Origin of the sequence: Sedimenticola hydrogenitrophicus (assembly GCF_029017505.1) — a bacterium.
Lineage (GTDB): Bacteria > Pseudomonadota > Gammaproteobacteria > Chromatiales > Chromatiaceae > Sedimenticola > Sedimenticola hydrogenitrophicus_A.
Map to the genome: position 1 here is coordinate 43,662 of NZ_JAQGEI010000026.1, position 15,784 is coordinate 59,445.

Consider the following 15,784-nt stretch of genomic DNA (forward strand, 5'->3'; position numbering starts at 1 on the left):
CTGCCACCCACAGGATGATGGCTTTCGCAATCAGAGCTTGACCTCCTGGACCATTGGCAGGGATTCATCCGCACTCCACTCAAGCATTGAACCGTCATACAGCCGGGTCTTTTTATTGCCGATCAGTTCACTGCCGACAAACCAGCCAACAGACGCCCAGTGACCGGTATTGCAGAAGTTGATCGCCTCGCCCTCGGTCGGCACATCAGCAAGCTGGTACAGCTTCTTCAGGGTGGCGACGTCACGGAACTTGCCACCGCCGTTTTCCGTCATCCAGCTCTCCGGCAGACTATGCGCCTGTGGGATCGTGCCACTGCGTTTCGCCTTTTCATGACGATTGATGCCACGGTATTGATTATCAGGCCGATTGTCGACCAGGCTAATACCACTGTCGATGGCCTTTTTCACATCCTCCTTACTGGCCAACAACTCCTGGTTCAGCGTAGCGGTGAATTTTTTGGCCTCCGGTGCCTTATTGCCTTTCTCCAGCGGATTTTTCTTGTCCTGGGTATAGGCTGCCAAACCGCCATCGAGGATCGATACATTATCATGACCCAGAACCTTGAAGGTCCAGTAGACTCGCGTTGCACTACCCAGGTCGAGTGCGTTCTTACCGGCGTGATAAATTACCACATGGGTGTTGTTATCAATACCAAGATCACCAATCAACTTGGTGATCTTGTCGGTCGGTGGCAGCTGTCCCGGGACATTTTTTACGCTGGTGCGCCAGCCGCCCTTGAGATAGTCGGTATGAACGGCACAGGGAATATGTCCTCTCAGATAATCGGTCTTGGATCCTCCATCAAGTGGATTGCGTACATCCAGAACACGCACATCGGCATTACAACTGTTTGCCTTTATCCATGCCACATCAACCAGCGGATCGGCAGCCCAGGACATTGACACGATACACCACAGGGCAGCTCCACCAATCAGTTTTTTAGTTATGTTCATTTGTATCCTCCTAGTGTTTAAAGCACAATCAAGCGTTCAGCGGCCAGGATTTCATCTAGCACTCGATCCCAGTCGTCGTCGGCAAGGTCATCCCGGGTTGCGTCATAGCAATAGACATTGCAACTCGGTAAAAGATGGTCGATACCCGAATCCAGGGTCTCGGTATCTGGAAACAGCCCCGTCTTCAGCACAGCAATATTCATCTTCGCGCAGGCCTCCTCAAAGGTTAATGACACTGTCGGCATGTAGCAGCGCCATCGATAGCGCGGCACTGTCCAGATAAGGTAAATCTTCACCCCGGACTGTCGTTTCCGGCTCGATATCACACAGTTCCAGTGTCTCGGCCTGCTCAATATTCTCAGCCGTCTCCGCCACCGGCAAGTGCATGAAGATCAGCCTCACACCATGGCCGGCGATAGTCAGTCCAGCGGCAACCCGCATCGCCTCTGCATGATTGCGTCGCGCCAGTACAACAAGCTGCTTGGTTCCCATCTCCCCTCCTTATAGGCTGATGATTCGTTCTGCTTCACCAACCATAATGCTGTTCTGTGTCTGACTGCCGAGTTCTACCGGACAGATCTTCTCACCCATGTAGCGGGCCCAGGAGTGTTCACAAACCACCACCCGCAGGGCACAGCGGGTAGCCTCTTTAATATCGGGGTCGGCAAGATTATTGACACCATCATTGGTAAAGAAACAGCTCCAGCGCGCCCCTTTTCGCTGGCAGGCAGCTACCAGGGGCAACAACAGACGTCCTGCGCCTGGTGTTGATACGATAAACAAAAGACTCATTCATACCTCCGTTTGCCCAGCAGTGTTTATTGATAGCCGACTCTCAGCTTTTGGTCATCATTAAAACTTTCTGAATCGACTGGCAGGGTGCTGTCCGCCGCCCAGACCCGCCAGCCATCGATCAGCAGATACACCGACTCTTCCCATTGCGACTGCAGGCGGGTGAAACTCGCTATAGAGTCAAGGGGTGCATGGCCATAGATAACGGTCTGGATACCATTGGCCGTCATCCTGGTCGACTGGAGATCGGTGATATCCAGATGCTCAGCACCGGGAATATGGCCACCCCGGTATCCCCTGATACGGACCCCCCAGTACTCCGCATCGCTGCGTGCATCCAGCACTCTGGGCGATTGCGCCTGTATCAGCCGCCAGAGTTCGTGGCGTAAAACAATCTGCCTGTCTCTTGGCGTTGCCACATACTGGGTCTCGCGACTCATACTGCGTCTCTGTCCCGGACCCACGGGCCAGTTTTTCGAGCTGATCGACTGGCTTAACGGGGTTCGCAAGACAAGTACCCTCCGCTGCCCCGCCAGATAGATCACACCGGCGATAAAGTCACGTTCAAGTCCTGGACGACCGGCTATCACAACCGTCTCCTCACCACTCAAGCCGAGACTGCCCAGCAACCAGGTAATATCGCGCAAACTGGGCAGGCGATCCCTTTGCCCCAACAGCTGATCGACCGAAAGACAACGTGCGCCCTGGATCGATCGCTGCTCGCAGCGCTCGACGGAACGGCTATCCAGCAGCCGCCAGCCATCGCCATCCGGCAGCTGATCGATATAAACCAGCCCGGTTGCCGCAGCGGAGAGTGGAGACACCATAAGCATCATCCACAACAGGGGCAGCGGCAGCATGGTGTCGCTAATTTTCATCCTAGCAACCGCCAAAGTGCTGCTGCTTCGGCGCACTGCCGGACTCTTTTACCGGCGGGTTTTCAAGGTAGTAACCCATCAGCTCGATGACCGGGACCTGGCCGTAGTCCGGCCCCAGATCGGCATCCGGAAATGCCTCCATCGGCAGTGGCTGTTCGGCCGCCCGCAACGTCTCCTCGGGCAGGCTGGCATAGGGAAAAAGTACCGCACTGGCACCCAGTGTCAGCAGCAGACTGGCTATATTGAACGCCCAAATTTTCCGACTGATCATGCCCCCTCCTCAAGATGAGTCGCTGGTCATACTGAAATAGAGAATGGCCATCGACAGCACAAACATACCGAGCTGTATCCAGCTTTGCAGATCAAGCGTCATATCACTCCCCCTTGTAGTGACGGATGAGTTCGCCCATCTCCACTGGCTCCCCCCCATCAGGATTAATCACCGGTGGCGTATAGAAAGGCACTCCATCCCGGTCGGACCTGAGATAGTCCGGCTGCACAACACTGATATAAACCAGCGAGGCGATGGAGATCCCCAGCACTGTCAGCGCCAGGCCGGACATAATCAGAAAGTCCCTTGACATCACGCCCCCTACTGCCTGCGTACAATAACGCGCCAGTAACGATCGGCCTTGAGGGTACCGATATAGGTACTGTTCAACTCCGGCATCATCGGCGGTATCGCCTCCATGGAGGTCGGATTGTCGATACGTACCTCAATCACGTCACCCGTCGCCGCCGAGGCAAGGGCCTTCTTGGTCATCAACTGGGGTCGGGGACAGGAGTCACCGATACAATCCACGACCTGACTGACCTGGTAGGTTGCGCCATCTTCAAGCGTGACCTCGCCGGCGGGGCCGGCGGCGGCCGTGGGCTGCGTTTTCTTGCGTCCAAAAAGTCCCATAATTTTTCCTCCGTTGGGGGTAGGGTTCGCGTAAGAATAATTTCGTAGTACCGAGGGCGTCACTGGGCCATGCCGGCAAGGCACGCTTTGCAGGCAATGGCTGTTCCCTTGCCAAAAAGCGTAACGCCGGCGGCGGGGTCCAGTGGCGACCGAATACCGGAACTTATTTTTGCGCGAGCCCTTAGTTTCAGGATTCACTTTCCAGTGCCGGTTTATTGCCTGCCAGTGCCGGTTCATGGCCCGTCAGTGCCGGTTCATTGCCGGGTCGGGGCTGACTGACACGCTGATTCTGTGTCGCAATGCGCTGCTCCTTGCGCAGGATCGCCCGGTAAACGGCATACAGCACGGCAGTCTGCAGCAGTCCGAAGAACAGCGCCGGGATCCCGGTTTTCTCCTGCAGTGTTGATGCATTGGCAAAGCCGAACTGCAGGCCGGCCAGATTCGGTTCCCCGGTCATGGCGGCCGATGCCGGCGGCCAATAGGTGTAGGACCAGACCAGGGAAAAGATAAACATGCCGATAAAGGTGAACAGCAGGGCCCACATGGCCCCCACATTGCCTTCGCCAGCCTTGACCCAGGTGGAGACGGTACAGGCGCCGGCAAGCACCATGCCGATGCCGAACAGGAACAGACCAATGACCTGATTTATACCGACATCGAAACGTAGCGGATAACCATCACCGAAGGTCATGAAGGTGGTGAAGCCCACGGTGAGAATCATCATGGTGACCAGCAGCGCCTTGGTGTTGCGATAGGTCTTGAACATCATGGCATCGCGTAGCGCCGCCGTATTGCAGAAGCGTGAACGTTGCACCAGAAAACCGACAATCGAGCCGAAAACAAAGGCGGCAATACATTGACCGACAACCGACATATCAACCCTCCAGTACTTTTTTGTAGATGAGTGAACCGACCCAGGCGCCGGCGATAATGCCGGTCATTGACAAATAGCCACCCAGATTCATCTGCGGGGTCAGTCCGAAGAAGGTGCTCACGTTGCAGACAAAGGCGAGCCGGATACCGATACCCATCAGCAGTCCACCGATGGTGATCATCACCCACTCGGAGAGATGCCTCGGCACACGCCAGTAGAACTCCTTGCTCAACAGCGCACCGACCAGGGCGCCAAACAGCATGCCGAGGCTGATATAGATCTTCCAGTAGCCGGGGTCGGGCTTGAACACCAGATCCCAGAATGGAATGCGGGCCAGTTCATCGCCGAGAAAGAACTCGGCAATAAGACCGGTCATCATGGTTTCGCCACCACCCACGGTCCAGGCCCCGACGGTAAGAAACAGGAAGATATTGAGGACTGAAATGATCGCCAGTGAAATCACCGGGTCGTAGGTTTTCTTGAAAAGCTCCATGTACCCCCTCCGAGGCCAGTTGGTCATTGGCAAAAGGGAGGAGCAAGGGTGATGCCAGAGAGGGCAGTGGTTATTTTTCTTTTAATTTCATACGGTTAAATAAATTATGATATGCTTATTCTGATCTATTTTGATCACCCCCTGTAGCAAAATGAGTCACCCCACCTGATTCATTTTGCGCCGCAGGGTGGAACGGCTGATACCGAGCACCCGGGCCGCGGCCACCTGATTATGCCCATTCGCCTCCAGTACCGCCCGGATGTGTCGCGCCTCCACCTCGGCGAGGCTCAGCGCAACTTCCGGGCGGGTTTCCCCGGCAATGACCTTGCCCGGTGTAGAGATAATGATCTCGTGCGCGTGCAGAACCGGACCGGAGAACAGGGCAAAACTGCGCTCGATGATATTCTCCAGCTGGCGCACATTACCCGGCCAGTCATACTGCTGCAGTTTTTCCTGGGCACTGGCCGAGAGACCCAGATCATCACGTCCCAGACGCTCACGCAGCTGATGCACGAAATGCCATGCCAGCGGCAGGATATCCTCCCGCCGCTCACTCAGCGAGGGCAGATGGATCGGTAGTACATTGAGCCGAAACAGCAGGTCACTGCGGAACTCGCCCTCCGCCACCATCTGCTCCAGGTCACGATTAGTGGCGGCAATGATTCTCACATCAACCGTTTGGGTTGAGTTGCCACCCACCGGTCTGATCTCTCCCTCCTGCAGAGCCCGCAGCAGCTTCGCCTGGAGGCGCGGACTGACATCGCCTACCTCATCCAGAAACAGCGTACCGCCATCTGCCTGTTGAAACAGGCCCTGCCGATTGCCGACTGCGCCGGTATAGGCCCCCTTGCGGTGACCGAACAGCTCAGAGTCCAGCAGATCCTCCGGAAGGGTGCAGCAGTTGATTGCAATAAAGGGTTTCTCAGCGCGTGCACTGGTGGCGTGCAGCGCCTGTGCGATAACCTCTTTTCCGGTACCGGTTTCACCGGTAATCAGGACCGGAATATCCCGGTCCTGAATCCGGGTCACCACATCCAGCACCTGCTGCATGGCGGCGCTGGCGGCAACGATTGAACGCATCTGCTCACGACCATCAAGCACCATGCGTAAACGCTTCACTTCCTCGCGCAACGCCTTACGCTCCAGAACCTTCTTTACTCGCAACATCAGCTCATCTGGATTGATCGGCTTGGTCAGGTAATCATAGGCGCCCAAACGCATCGCCTCGACGGCGGTCTCTATCGATCCATAGGCGGTCATGACGATACTCTCCGCCGTCACGGCCCGTTCCTGGAGTCGCTCCAGCAGCCGTATACCGCTATCTGAACCGATACGCAGATCTGTAATCACCAGATCAATAGGATGACTGTCAAAGTAACCGAGTGCCTCATTGATACCTGCCGCCTCAAGCGGGGTAAATCCCTCGGCCCGCAACAACAGACTCAGGGTCTTGCGAATGGAGAACTCATCATCGACTATCAGTACGTTACCCATGATTTTCACGATCCAGGTCAAAGCAAGCTTCAGTACCGGAACCTTCCCGACTGGTAATACTCAGCACGCTGGTATGTTGAGCCAGGATACGCTGCACCACAGACAGTCCCAGTCCGGTGCCGTTTTTTCTGCCGGAGAAAAACGGCTTGCTGATCTGTGACATGATGTGCTCCGGTATACCGCCACCATTATCGACTATACTCAGATTCACCCGATCACCGTTGCGCTTCAGCCTTACTATCAGCTTACCCTCGCCCTGCATCGCCTGCATGGCGTTGAGCAGCAGATTGAGCAGCACCTGGCGCATCAGGTCGGGATCAAAAAGACACTGGTTATCCGGCTCGTAGCGACAGTCAAAAGTGATCCGTCCGCTGTAACGGGGGTCTTGCCTGACCAGCTCAACGGTCTCTTCAACCAACTGCTTGAGATCACCGTTCTGTAATTGAGCGGCCGGCAGCCTGGAGAAGGTCAAAAAATCATCCAGAATACGCTGCAGCCGCTTGGACTCGGTATCGACAATACGGGTCACGATGGCATGATCATCCTTGACCAGCTTCTGATCACCCAACAGTTTCACCGAGTTGAGCAGGGCCGCCAGCGGATTACGTATCTCATGGGCAATCGAAGCCGCCATCTCGCCCACACAGGCAAGCCGTTCCGCTTCGGTTCGCTTTTGATGCTCCTGTTCGATCTCCCTGGCGTTGCGTTGCAGCGACGCGGCCATGGAGTTGAACGCGTGCGCCAGCGTCCCTGCTTCATCCTGGCTGCGCACCTCCACCCGGGCACCCAAATCACCGTCACCAATCCGTTTTGCCGCCAGGGTAAGCGCATGCAGATTACGCGTCACCGTGATCGACAGCAGCCAGGCCGCGACGCTCCCGATCACCAGTGCCAGCAGGGTATACTGAATACCGCGATTGCGGGTTGCTGCCAGGGCACTTTCCAGATTTTCGGTAGACAGGCCAAGCACCACGAATCCTACCGGTTTGTCACCGATGAGTACGGCCTGGCGAAGATCAAGCACGCGATCCGTTTTGACAAGGGGAAACTGTTCACTCACCTTGATCACCGGCCCAACCGAGCGCCCTACCCGACCATCACGGGTGCTGGCCATCACATACCCCCTGACATCGACTATCTCGCCATAGGATACATCCTCACGCTCGCCTACCCTGCGGGTCACCTCGGCCAGTGAGGCCAGATCCTCCGCCAGCAGGGCGTTGGTCGAAGCAACCACCATCAGACTGGCCAGGGAGCGCCCCTGATTGACCATCTCCTGTCGCAGTTCCTGGGACTGACGATGAACCGCCTCCCAAGTAAATAACCCCATCAGCACCACATGCACCAGCGCCACGGAGAAAATCAACCGTATCCGCAGTGTATGAAATAGCTGTGGAAACCAGCCCCCATGCCGATCCATAGTCGGCCCAACAGTCGGAAGTGGCAAATCGGTCACTGATTGACCTCCAGGTACTCGTCATCGTTAGCCGGTTCAAAACCCCTTTTGAATCCGAGTTGTTGAATGATCACCTCACCCTGACTGCTCTCGGCAAGTTCGACCAGGGCGCGTCGCAGACGCTCGATGTCCTCTGCAGGCAGATCATCCCGGACCGCTATCGGCATCTGTGGCTGTGGCGGCGTTTCGGCAATAATCCGCAGATCCCGACGTACCACCTCAGGCATGGAACGCAGCGATGGGCGCCAGGTCCCGGTAATATCCACCAGTCCGTTAAAGAGGGCCAGAATGGCCGAATCCTGAGAGCCGAAATACTGCACCTGCAGCTGCCTTTCGACATCGATACCGATCGACTCCAGATATTTCCAGACCATTACCGTTGCCGCAAAAGCGCCCGGATCGGGAAACCCGATACGCGTGTCGGGCGGCAGCGAAGTGCCTGAAAGCTGATTGATCCGCCCCTTTTTGCGGACCACCAAAATGCCGGTAAAAGGCTCGGAAGCGACCTTGGCGATCACCCGGTAGCCATACTGGCGGGATCGCCCATACAGCATCGGGTTGAGGTAGATAATGTCATACTGGCGATCCGCGACCTTTTCCATAAAGCTGGTGAAGTTACTGCTGGTGACAAACTGCAACGGCCGCCCCAGTTGCCGCCCCAGATAGTCGGACAGGGGCAGAAACATCCCGGCCAGTTTGGTCGGACTCTGCAGCGGCAGCACACCAAAGCGAAGATGATCAGAACGGTGTTCCGCCGCCAACAGCGCGGTTGACGTGAACAGCAACAATAACAGTGACCAGTGATTGGCCTTCCTCAACACCTGCCTCCCAAATTGCTGTAATCCAGAGAAGTGGCACCAGGGGAGCCTAGCGCGGACGCCGCCACGCCATGGCAGACTTTAACTCTGAATTGAGTAGACCAACTATCCACCAGACAGTCGGTTTTATAATTATGAATTTCCGTATGGACAGCGCTCATAGAGCAGGTTGCACTCACAACCTGTTGTGCCATTCCAAGAAAGAGTTCTGCTGCGACAAAGATAACAGAGTTTTCAACAAAGTCATGCAGATTGATGCAGCGCGCTCCGACGGATTGGCAATGGGTGTATCCGGGGTAACAGCAGCCTCTCCAATGGATAAGCCGGCAAGACTTGACGTATAAAAATACTGGTGGTATACAATATACCGTATACGCAAAGTACCCGGGACAGCAGCGTTCTGAGCTCTGCAGTATCACCGTCTGGCTGAATCGTTTGGGGATTCAGATTCGGCAAGTGCGTGGTCGGGAATTTTGCTCGGTATATCGCCAAGCTTCACGGCTTAAATGTAATTACAACATTGGATGAAGGAAACTCAATAATGAGCACACCACTACCACTAGATGGCATAAAGGTCATTGATTTCACCCACGTACAAGCAGGCCCAGCCTGTACACAACTGTTGGCGTGGTATGGCGCCGACGTGCTAAAAGTTGAGCGTCCAGGCTCAGGCGACGTCACCCGCAGCCAGTTGCGCGACGACCCAGATGCTGATGCCCTCTACTTCACCATGCTTAACAGCAACAAGCGTTCACTGACCCTCAATACCAAAGACCCTGCTGGTAAGGAAGTACTCGAAAAACTGATCAGACAGTCCGATGTACTGGTTGAGAACTTTGCCCCCGGGGCACTTGACCGCATGGGCTTCACTTGGGAAAGGATCCAGGAACTCAACCCAAAAATGATCCTCGCGTCTGTCAGCGGCTTCAGTGAAGGCCATCACTATGAGGATCTGAAGGTCTATGAGAACGTGGCGCAATGTGCCGGCGGCGCGGCTTCAACCACCGGCTTCTGGGATGGCCCACCCACCGTCAGTGCTGCCGCGCTGGGCGACTCCAACACCGGCATGCATCTGGCAATTGGTATTCTAACCGCGCTGAGGGGTCGGGACAAAACCGGAAAAGGTCAGAAGGTTGCCTGTGCCATGCAGGACGCCGTACTCAACCTCTGCCGTGTGAAACTACGCGACCAGCAGCGCCTGGATAAGATCGGCTACCTTGAAGAGTACCCGCAGTACCCACATGGCGAGTTCAGTGACGTAGTACCCCGTGGCGGCAACGCCGGAGGTGGCGGGCAACCCGGCTGGGTGCTCAAGTGTAAAAGCTGGGAAACCGATCCCAATGCATACATCTACTTCACTATCCAGGGCCATGCGTGGCAACCCATCTGCCGAGCATTGAACAAGCCAGAATGGATTGACGATCCAGCCTACAACACCGCTGAAGCTCGTCAGGACAAAATCATGGAAATCTTTGCATTCATCGAAGAGTGGCTCAAAGACAAGACTAAATACGAAGCGGTGGATATCCTGCGCAAGTTCGACATCCCCTGCGCACCCGTCGCGTCCATGAAAGAGCTGGCCGAAGACAAGTCACTGCGCGAGAGCGGATCCATTGTCGAGGTTCCACACAAACAGCGCGGCACCTATCTCACCGTCGGCAGCCCCATCAAGTTCTCAGGCTTTAAGCCTGTAATTACCGGCTCCCCCCTGTTAGGAGAGCACTCTGATGAGGTACTGGCTGAGCTCGGTTACAACGTAGAGCAGATTGCCGCGATGCATGAGTCAAATACGATCTGATTAGCAACTTATCTGTAATTTAAGCACGGTCCTTCACTTCGCTTGGCGGCGTCCCTCCCCTGGACGCCGCATTTTTTTCTAAGTGGTGTGCTCGATGCACCGATATAAGGCCGTCCAAATGACGTATAATCTCAATGTTAAGGAGCAATAAAATGGCAGCAGAAATCGATTTCCAGCAACTCATTAATGTCATTGGCGAAGCCGTGGTCATATCCGACCCAGACGGTGCTATCACGCTATGGAATCCTGCAGCCGAGCGCCTGTTTGGTTACACCAAGGATGAGGCAATGGGACAGTCACTGGACCTGATTATTCCGGAAAAGCAGCAAAAAAGGCATTGGGATGGATACCACAAGACCATGAAGAGCGGCCAGACCCGTTACGGAAATGACCTGCTCAGGGTGCCAGCGACCCATAAGGATGGGCACCGACTCTCGATCGCATTCACTGTTGCGCTACTCTATTCAACGGATAATGAAATCACAGGCATAGCAGCAGTGATTCGCGATGAAACCGAACGCTTCAACCAGGATCGCGAGCTGCGCAAACGCTTGGCGGAGCTCGAAGGCCAGTCCGCCTAGCAAACACCGAGCGCGCTCCGACTGGAACAACCGTTTTGCCAGGTCAAGGCAGGACTCTTGAATAGCCGAAACAGGAGACCCACTTCCTGGAGGGCATCGTTGTGGCCGCGTCCCGGCCGAAATCCTTAGCTCACTTGAGCGGGTCGGTATTCGCCATCGCTTTTGGGTATCGCGACTCGCCGGATCGCTTCCGGCGATTTTGTCGCCGAACCAGTACTTTGCCTTTTACCGCCCCTTCGGTCGCCCTCGTCTTCGGCTCCTTCAAATGCCGCCGCGCGACGGACACCTTGCCGTTCGGCTAAGCGTTCCCCCTGCCAGGCTGTTAGCGGGTTTGCACCTTCAAGTCACCACCGAAGGATTTCTCGTTAGCCTGAAAGACCAGTTAACCTTGAGGTCCGATACCGGTACCCTTACTCATGAATCCCGGTACCCGGCACATCTCAAACCATGCCCCCAATCCAATGGCAGCATGAGCCGCATAGAGCGCATCCAATCCCGTCAGCATTTGACCAGAAGCGTCACGGGCTTTGTATTCTCCGCCTAATCCCTCCGCATCCACACCATAATCTGATGCAATATCTGGCGTCTTGGAGAGATCGAGAAACTCAAGATTGTTATTGGCATTCTTGGATTTCAAAAAGGCAACCTCATGGGCCATTGCCACCTCTCTTGTATCATAGAGTAGCGTAACGGGAATAGTGAGATTTTTAGAGTCAAAGGAAACGCTTTTCATAACCACCTCCTTCTAGAGAAATATAGACAAAAAGACATCGATAACCGTGTCATCAAATCTTTTGCCAGCACCCAATAACAAAGGCGCCGGATTCACTCTCCCGGCGCGTGCCTTCCAACTCGACCAGCCGGGCTTTATCGACATTCATATCTTTTTCAAAGTGAATGGCTGTACGAATCTTACCTGCTACCGGCGCCAATCCACGAAGCTCATCGGGAGAGCGAAAACAGGCGTGATTAAACACCGATTCTTGTTTCTCGCTGGCAGCCGATTTTCTGCGGTCGGCCCAGGGACTAAGACTATTGAGGGTAGCAACAACAATCAAGCCACCGGTACGTGTTACACGAAATAACTCATCAAACGCGGGCTGGGCATCCGCAATAAATTCTAGTGCTGTGATGCTGAGTGTTTTATCGAAACAATCATTTTCAAATGGCAGGGCGCACATATCCCCCACAATCGGCATAAATGCTGTTACAGGTAACAGATCCCTGGCCGCATTCAGCATCGGCTCCGAAACATCCAGACCGATCACCTCTGCACCACACTGCACTACACACTCGGTAAACAGTCCACTGCCACAACCAGCATCAAGAATTTTCTCCCCCGGCTGCGGATCAAGCATATCCAGCATCAATGCGAGTTCATACTGTTTTACCAATACTCCGATAGGCGTCTCAAACCAACACCGGTACTTATCCGCCCAGGTATCAAAAAGTTGTGGTCCTGACAAAGAGCTGTGCATCTGCAAAGCACGCTAAATTGCATCTAATTTCAGATAACTGTGCTTTTTGGAAGTCAAATAATAATAGGGCAGCAACGGGATCAACAGCTTCCAGTCATCACAGCGGTTTCTGACTTCAAGACGGGCAGTGTCCGAGAGTTGTTCCAAGAAAACGGGATTACTGGAAAAACGAGCCACCGACGCAAAAATATACTCCGCCTCAGGCGGCACCTCGATCTCAACCTCCTGTCTTGGCAGGATGGTCCCTATTACAGCGTTTTCTGTCCTGATTTCATAGGGGCGTCCCATATCCATAATCTGCCAAGGCCGTGTCACCTTCACCTTCATAAAGCCACCTTATGTTATACAGTTATCCTACGTTCGCTCTTACCGGAATTCCAGGATCGGTACTACCAATATCGACTCCGGTGATTGGTGCTTGCGCCGGAACATTGTAATCAAGCCAATGGGATAAGGGTCAATAACAGTGTTCTGGCGCAGGGAAATGTCCGTTTTTTACCGCCCTGTCAAATGCAATCATAGCCTCAAGTACCCCTTTATTTTCGGCCAGAAAATTGTGCGCGAACTTTGGCGTGTGCCCGCGGGTAATACCCAACATATCGTACAGCACCAGCACCTGGGCATCACAATCAGGTCCAGCCCCGATGCCAATAACCGGGATATTCAGGGACCGGCTCAGTCGCGCCCCAAGTTCTGATGGAATACATTCTGTTACCAGCATATCCGCCCCTGCCTCTTGCAGGGCCAGCGCTTCTTCCATCATACGATCTGCCGCTTCGGACTGCCGCCCCTGGACTTTATATCCTCCCAACTTATTAACAGATTGCGGCAGCAGTCCCAAGTGGCCACAGACGGGCACGCCATTGGCGGCCAACAGGCGGATGGACTCCAGATGTTGCTGCCCCCCTTCGAGCTTGACTACCTGGGCGCGACCTTCCTGCATCAGCAAGGTGGCATTCTTCAATGCAAGCTCGGGGGTCGCGTAACTGAGAAAAGGCAGATCAGCGATCAGCAGCGCACGATCGCAGCCACGCGAAACCAGCCGGGAGTGGTAAGCCATCTCCTCGGGGGTGGTCAATACCGTGGTTTTGTTGCCCTGCACCACCATGCCCAGTGAATCGCCTACCAATATAGCCGCGATGCCGGATTGATCGATCAACTGGGCAAATGTTGAATCATAGGCCGTTAAAACCGAGAATTTTTCACCCAACTGCTTCATCTGCTGCAGCTTGGTAACCGTAACCGGCGATTCATCGATTGTATTTGCGTAACCCATGCCCGACTCACTAATTAAATACAACTTTGTGCCCTCGCGGGCATGCTTCAGCTCATGGATTATCTCGGAGCTGTTCCACGCGAACAAGATCACCATCATGGATTGAGGCCAGTATACGAGGATCTTCCAGCAGCTTGCCAATAACATTGACCCTTGATATCAGGCGGCACTCATTACCCTGAGATATGGGCGTCGGACCATAGGGCAAGGCCAGCGACTGACCCTCGACCCAGATACACAGGGTACCGGGCTCCACGACCTGGCGTGCATCTGCATCAAGTTCCACATCAGCTGGTATTTTAAAGTAGGCTTCTTCACCCCAGGTATTTGCGCGACTTTCGCAAGGCAAAGAGTCCAGCAGAGCTTGTGCCGATGCAGTTTCCAGCAAGCTTGCCTGCACTTTGGAGCTGCCCCATGATATCTGAATCTTCGCCATTAATTTTACTCCTTAAATGGGCCAATGCCGGGTAACCATTACTCACGAACCGAGACGTCACAGCACCTGAGTATCAACCTGGTGAATTCAATCTCCAATCTTATTGATATGTAGCAGGTTGGTGCTTCCGGACTGACCAAAGGGCAGACCGGCCGCAATGGCGATATTGTCGCCACACTTGGCGAATCGCTGCTCTACGGCAATTTTGGATGCCTCATTCAGGACATGCGTCACATCCGTATCAGCACCGGATACATCGACCTGTACCGCGTGAATACCCCAAGCCATGGCCAGCTTGCGCGCGACGCCAATAGCCGGCGTAAGACTCAGAATCGGAGCCTTGGGCCTTTGCCGCGCTGCTCGCAACGCGGTGTATCCTGATGATGTATAGGTCACTATAACGGTGGTTGAAAGCACACGGGTAACTTGGCGCAACGCACTGCAAACCGCATCCCCCACGGTATCCTGAGACTCTGGTTGTACTGCCTCCAGGATATTCCGGTAGTAGGGGTCCCTCTCCACTTGCGCAATGATCTGATTCATCATCTTAACGCTCTGAACCGGGTAATCACCTGACGCTGATTCAGCGGACAGCATCACCGCGTCGGCCCCATCATAGACGGCCGTTGCAACATCGGAGGCTTCTGCACGTGTGGGTACCGGAGTGTGCACCATCGAGTCCAGCATGTGGGTGGCAACAACCACCGGCTTACCCGCCTTGCGACACACCTGAATGATATGCTTCTGAGCGCCGGGAACCTGTTCAGGTGGCAACTCGACACCGAGGTCCCCCCGGGCCACCATGATCGCATCGGAAAGTTCCACGATCTCCTCCAGCAAATACAACGCTGAGGGTTGCTCCAGCTTGACGATGATAGAGGCCCGATCGCCGATCAGTTCACGCAGCTCTGCAACATCCTCGGGCCTTTGTACAAATGACTGGGCAACCCAGTCCGCACCCAGCTCAAGACCAAACGCCAAGTCCTCACGATCCTTCTCGGTCAAGGCCGATATGGCCAGTTCGACACCTGGTACGTTGACCCCTTTGTGATCCCGCAAATCACCACCCACGGTGACGACGGTTTCGGCATGATCGGAACCACAGGAGACCACCTGCAATCTGACCTTGCCATCATCAATCAGCAGATCCTGACCCACCTTCAGGGCCTGAAATACCGCCTCGTGGGGCAGTTGTACACGATGCTTATCACCCGGTGTGTTATCCAGATCGAAACGGAACAGATCACCAATATTAAGGGTGATCGGGCCATGGGCGAACTCGCCAATACGGACCTTTGGCCCTTGTAGATCAACCATGACGCCAATCGGATGTCCCGTATCACTTTCAATAGCGCGGATAGTATCGTACAACGCCTTGTGGCTTTCGTGGGTTCCATGGCTGAAGTTAAGGCGAAAGACATCCGCTCCCGCATCAAATAGTGCACGAAGCGTTTCGGCACTTGAACTGGCAGGCCCAAGCGTGGCAACAATTTTCGCCTTGCGATTACGGCGCATTATCCTGATTCCTTGTACGTTTTCAGTTTATGAAACA

Annotated in this window: 21 protein-coding genes; 2 read left to right on the plus strand and 19 right to left on the minus strand. The window is 54.6% G+C overall.

The genetic code is table 11. From position 1 onward, the window contains the following. Positions 1-30: 30 nt before the first annotated feature. The 13 genes from O9K64_RS15890 to O9K64_RS15950 form a co-directional block, all read right to left on the minus strand. The gene (locus O9K64_RS15890) at positions 31-954 is read right to left on the minus strand and encodes a sulfurtransferase (RefSeq protein ID WP_275099073.1); all 924 of its coding nucleotides are present in this window, start codon (positions 952-954) and stop codon (positions 31-33) included. A 17-nt stretch (positions 955-971) separates the two neighbouring features. Continuing rightward, the gene (locus O9K64_RS15895) at positions 972-1,157 is read right to left on the minus strand and encodes a hypothetical protein (protein ID WP_275099074.1); all 186 of its coding nucleotides are present in this window, start codon (positions 1,155-1,157) and stop codon (positions 972-974) included. Between the two features lie 16 nt (positions 1,158-1,173). Further along, the gene (locus O9K64_RS15900; RefSeq protein ID WP_275099075.1) at positions 1,174-1,446 is read right to left on the minus strand and encodes a hypothetical protein; all 273 of its coding nucleotides are present in this window, start codon (positions 1,444-1,446) and stop codon (positions 1,174-1,176) included. 9 nt (positions 1,447-1,455) lie between these two features. After that, entirely contained in the window at positions 1,456-1,746 is a 291-nt protein-coding gene (locus tag O9K64_RS15905; protein ID WP_275099076.1) for a hypothetical protein, read from the minus strand. 26 nt (positions 1,747-1,772) lie between these two features. After that, complete coding sequence (locus tag O9K64_RS15910; RefSeq protein ID WP_275099077.1) at positions 1,773-2,624, minus strand: rhodanese-like domain-containing protein; 852 nt, start codon at positions 2,622-2,624, stop codon at positions 1,773-1,775. Between the two features lies 1 nt (position 2,625). Then, on the minus strand, positions 2,626-2,895 hold the full coding sequence (locus tag O9K64_RS15915) for a hypothetical protein (RefSeq protein ID WP_275099078.1): 270 nt from the start codon (positions 2,893-2,895) through the stop codon (positions 2,626-2,628). 103 nt (positions 2,896-2,998) lie between these two features. Beyond that, positions 2,999-3,208: a hypothetical protein gene (locus O9K64_RS15920; RefSeq protein ID WP_275099079.1), complete on the minus strand. Its 210-nt coding sequence runs from the start codon at positions 3,206-3,208 to the stop codon at positions 2,999-3,001. Positions 3,209-3,216: 8 nt separating this feature from the next. Beyond that, a complete protein-coding gene (locus O9K64_RS15925) occupies positions 3,217-3,528 on the minus strand; it encodes a sulfurtransferase TusA family protein (protein ID WP_275099080.1) in 312 nt (103 codons plus the stop codon). Between the two features lie 187 nt (positions 3,529-3,715). Then, entirely contained in the window at positions 3,716-4,402 is a 687-nt protein-coding gene (locus tag O9K64_RS15930; RefSeq protein ID WP_275099081.1) for a YeeE/YedE thiosulfate transporter family protein, read from the minus strand. Position 4,403: 1 nt separating this feature from the next. Next, positions 4,404-4,895: a YeeE/YedE thiosulfate transporter family protein gene (locus tag O9K64_RS15935; protein ID WP_275099082.1), complete on the minus strand. Its 492-nt coding sequence runs from the start codon at positions 4,893-4,895 to the stop codon at positions 4,404-4,406. Positions 4,896-5,051: 156 nt separating this feature from the next. Continuing rightward, a complete protein-coding gene (locus tag O9K64_RS15940; protein ID WP_275099083.1) occupies positions 5,052-6,389 on the minus strand; it encodes a sigma-54-dependent transcriptional regulator in 1,338 nt (445 codons plus the stop codon). Beyond that, positions 6,382-7,755, minus strand: a complete 1,374-nt coding sequence (locus O9K64_RS15945) for a sensor histidine kinase (RefSeq protein ID WP_275099084.1) — start codon at positions 7,753-7,755, stop codon at positions 6,382-6,384. Before O9K64_RS15945 ends, O9K64_RS15940 begins: the two co-directional genes overlap by 8 nt. Before the next feature lie 86 nt (positions 7,756-7,841). Continuing rightward, the gene (locus O9K64_RS15950) at positions 7,842-8,663 is read right to left on the minus strand and encodes a phosphate/phosphite/phosphonate ABC transporter substrate-binding protein (protein ID WP_275099085.1); all 822 of its coding nucleotides are present in this window, start codon (positions 8,661-8,663) and stop codon (positions 7,842-7,844) included. Between the two features lie 541 nt (positions 8,664-9,204). Here O9K64_RS15950 and frc point away from each other — a divergent pair. Beyond that, positions 9,205-10,461 carry a formyl-CoA transferase gene (frc, locus tag O9K64_RS15955; protein WP_275099086.1) on the plus strand — a complete coding sequence of 419 codons (1,257 nt, stop codon included), beginning with the start codon at positions 9,205-9,207 and terminating at the stop codon, positions 10,459-10,461. A 152-nt stretch (positions 10,462-10,613) separates the two neighbouring features. Then, the gene (locus O9K64_RS15960) at positions 10,614-11,042 is read left to right on the plus strand and encodes a PAS domain-containing protein (RefSeq protein ID WP_275099087.1); all 429 of its coding nucleotides are present in this window, start codon (positions 10,614-10,616) and stop codon (positions 11,040-11,042) included. Positions 11,043-11,424: 382 nt separating this feature from the next. Here O9K64_RS15960 and O9K64_RS15965 read toward each other — a convergent pair whose 3' ends face one another. The 6 genes from O9K64_RS15965 to pyk all read right to left on the minus strand — a co-directional run bounded on the left by O9K64_RS15965 (position 11,425) and on the right by pyk (position 15,747). Further along, positions 11,425-11,775, minus strand: coding sequence for a hypothetical protein (locus O9K64_RS15965; protein WP_275099088.1), 351 nt, complete (start codon positions 11,773-11,775; stop codon positions 11,425-11,427). 52 nt (positions 11,776-11,827) lie between these two features. Then, on the minus strand, positions 11,828-12,520 hold the full coding sequence (locus O9K64_RS15970) for a class I SAM-dependent methyltransferase (RefSeq protein ID WP_275099089.1): 693 nt from the start codon (positions 12,518-12,520) through the stop codon (positions 11,828-11,830). A gap of 12 nt (positions 12,521-12,532) precedes the next feature. Then, positions 12,533-12,847 (minus strand): hypothetical protein, encoded by a 315-nt coding sequence (locus O9K64_RS15975; RefSeq protein WP_275099090.1) that lies wholly within the window; start codon positions 12,845-12,847, stop codon positions 12,533-12,535. A 130-nt stretch (positions 12,848-12,977) separates the two neighbouring features. Then, positions 12,978-13,796 carry a 3-methyl-2-oxobutanoate hydroxymethyltransferase gene (gene panB, locus O9K64_RS15980; RefSeq protein ID WP_275099091.1) on the minus strand — a complete coding sequence of 273 codons (819 nt, stop codon included), beginning with the start codon at positions 13,794-13,796 and terminating at the stop codon, positions 12,978-12,980. Positions 13,797-13,848: 52 nt separating this feature from the next. Beyond that, on the minus strand, positions 13,849-14,232 hold the full coding sequence (locus O9K64_RS15985; RefSeq protein ID WP_275099092.1) for a cyclophilin-like fold protein: 384 nt from the start codon (positions 14,230-14,232) through the stop codon (positions 13,849-13,851). Between the two features lie 87 nt (positions 14,233-14,319). Beyond that, complete coding sequence (gene pyk, locus O9K64_RS15990; protein WP_275099093.1) at positions 14,320-15,747, minus strand: pyruvate kinase; 1,428 nt, start codon at positions 15,745-15,747, stop codon at positions 14,320-14,322. Between the last annotated feature and the right edge of the window lie 37 nt (positions 15,748-15,784).

Coding starts and splice junctions, on each gene's coding strand:
- O9K64_RS15890 (WP_275099073.1), bottom strand. CDS start 954: ATGAACATAACTAAAAAACTGATTGGTGGAGCTGCCCTGTGGTGTATC.
- O9K64_RS15895 (WP_275099074.1), bottom strand. CDS start 1,157: ATGAATATTGCTGTGCTGAAGACGGGGCTGTTTCCAGATACCGAGACC.
- O9K64_RS15900 (WP_275099075.1), bottom strand. CDS start 1,446: ATGGGAACCAAGCAGCTTGTTGTACTGGCGCGACGCAATCATGCAGAG.
- O9K64_RS15905 (WP_275099076.1), bottom strand. CDS start 1,746: ATGAGTCTTTTGTTTATCGTATCAACACCAGGCGCAGGACGTCTGTTG.
- O9K64_RS15910 (WP_275099077.1), bottom strand. CDS start 2,624: ATGAAAATTAGCGACACCATGCTGCCGCTGCCCCTGTTGTGGATGATG.
- O9K64_RS15915 (WP_275099078.1), bottom strand. CDS start 2,895: ATGATCAGTCGGAAAATTTGGGCGTTCAATATAGCCAGTCTGCTGCTG.
- O9K64_RS15920 (WP_275099079.1), bottom strand. CDS start 3,208: ATGTCAAGGGACTTTCTGATTATGTCCGGCCTGGCGCTGACAGTGCTG.
- O9K64_RS15925 (WP_275099080.1), bottom strand. CDS start 3,528: ATGGGACTTTTTGGACGCAAGAAAACGCAGCCCACGGCCGCCGCCGGC.
- O9K64_RS15930 (WP_275099081.1), bottom strand. CDS start 4,402: ATGTCGGTTGTCGGTCAATGTATTGCCGCCTTTGTTTTCGGCTCGATT.
- O9K64_RS15935 (WP_275099082.1), bottom strand. CDS start 4,895: ATGGAGCTTTTCAAGAAAACCTACGACCCGGTGATTTCACTGGCGATC.
- O9K64_RS15940 (WP_275099083.1), bottom strand. CDS start 6,389: ATGGGTAACGTACTGATAGTCGATGATGAGTTCTCCATTCGCAAGACC.
- frc (WP_275099086.1), top strand. CDS start 9,205: ATGAGCACACCACTACCACTAGATGGCATAAAGGTCATTGATTTCACC.
- O9K64_RS15960 (WP_275099087.1), top strand. CDS start 10,614: ATGGCAGCAGAAATCGATTTCCAGCAACTCATTAATGTCATTGGCGAA.
- O9K64_RS15965 (WP_275099088.1), bottom strand. CDS start 11,775: ATGAAAAGCGTTTCCTTTGACTCTAAAAATCTCACTATTCCCGTTACG.
- O9K64_RS15970 (WP_275099089.1), bottom strand. CDS start 12,520: ATGCACAGCTCTTTGTCAGGACCACAACTTTTTGATACCTGGGCGGAT.
- O9K64_RS15975 (WP_275099090.1), bottom strand. CDS start 12,847: ATGAAGGTGAAGGTGACACGGCCTTGGCAGATTATGGATATGGGACGC.
- panB (WP_275099091.1), bottom strand. CDS start 13,796: ATGGGTTACGCAAATACAATCGATGAATCGCCGGTTACGGTTACCAAG.
- O9K64_RS15985 (WP_275099092.1), bottom strand. CDS start 14,232: ATGGCGAAGATTCAGATATCATGGGGCAGCTCCAAAGTGCAGGCAAGC.
- pyk (WP_275099093.1), bottom strand. CDS start 15,747: ATGCGCCGTAATCGCAAGGCGAAAATTGTTGCCACGCTTGGGCCTGCC.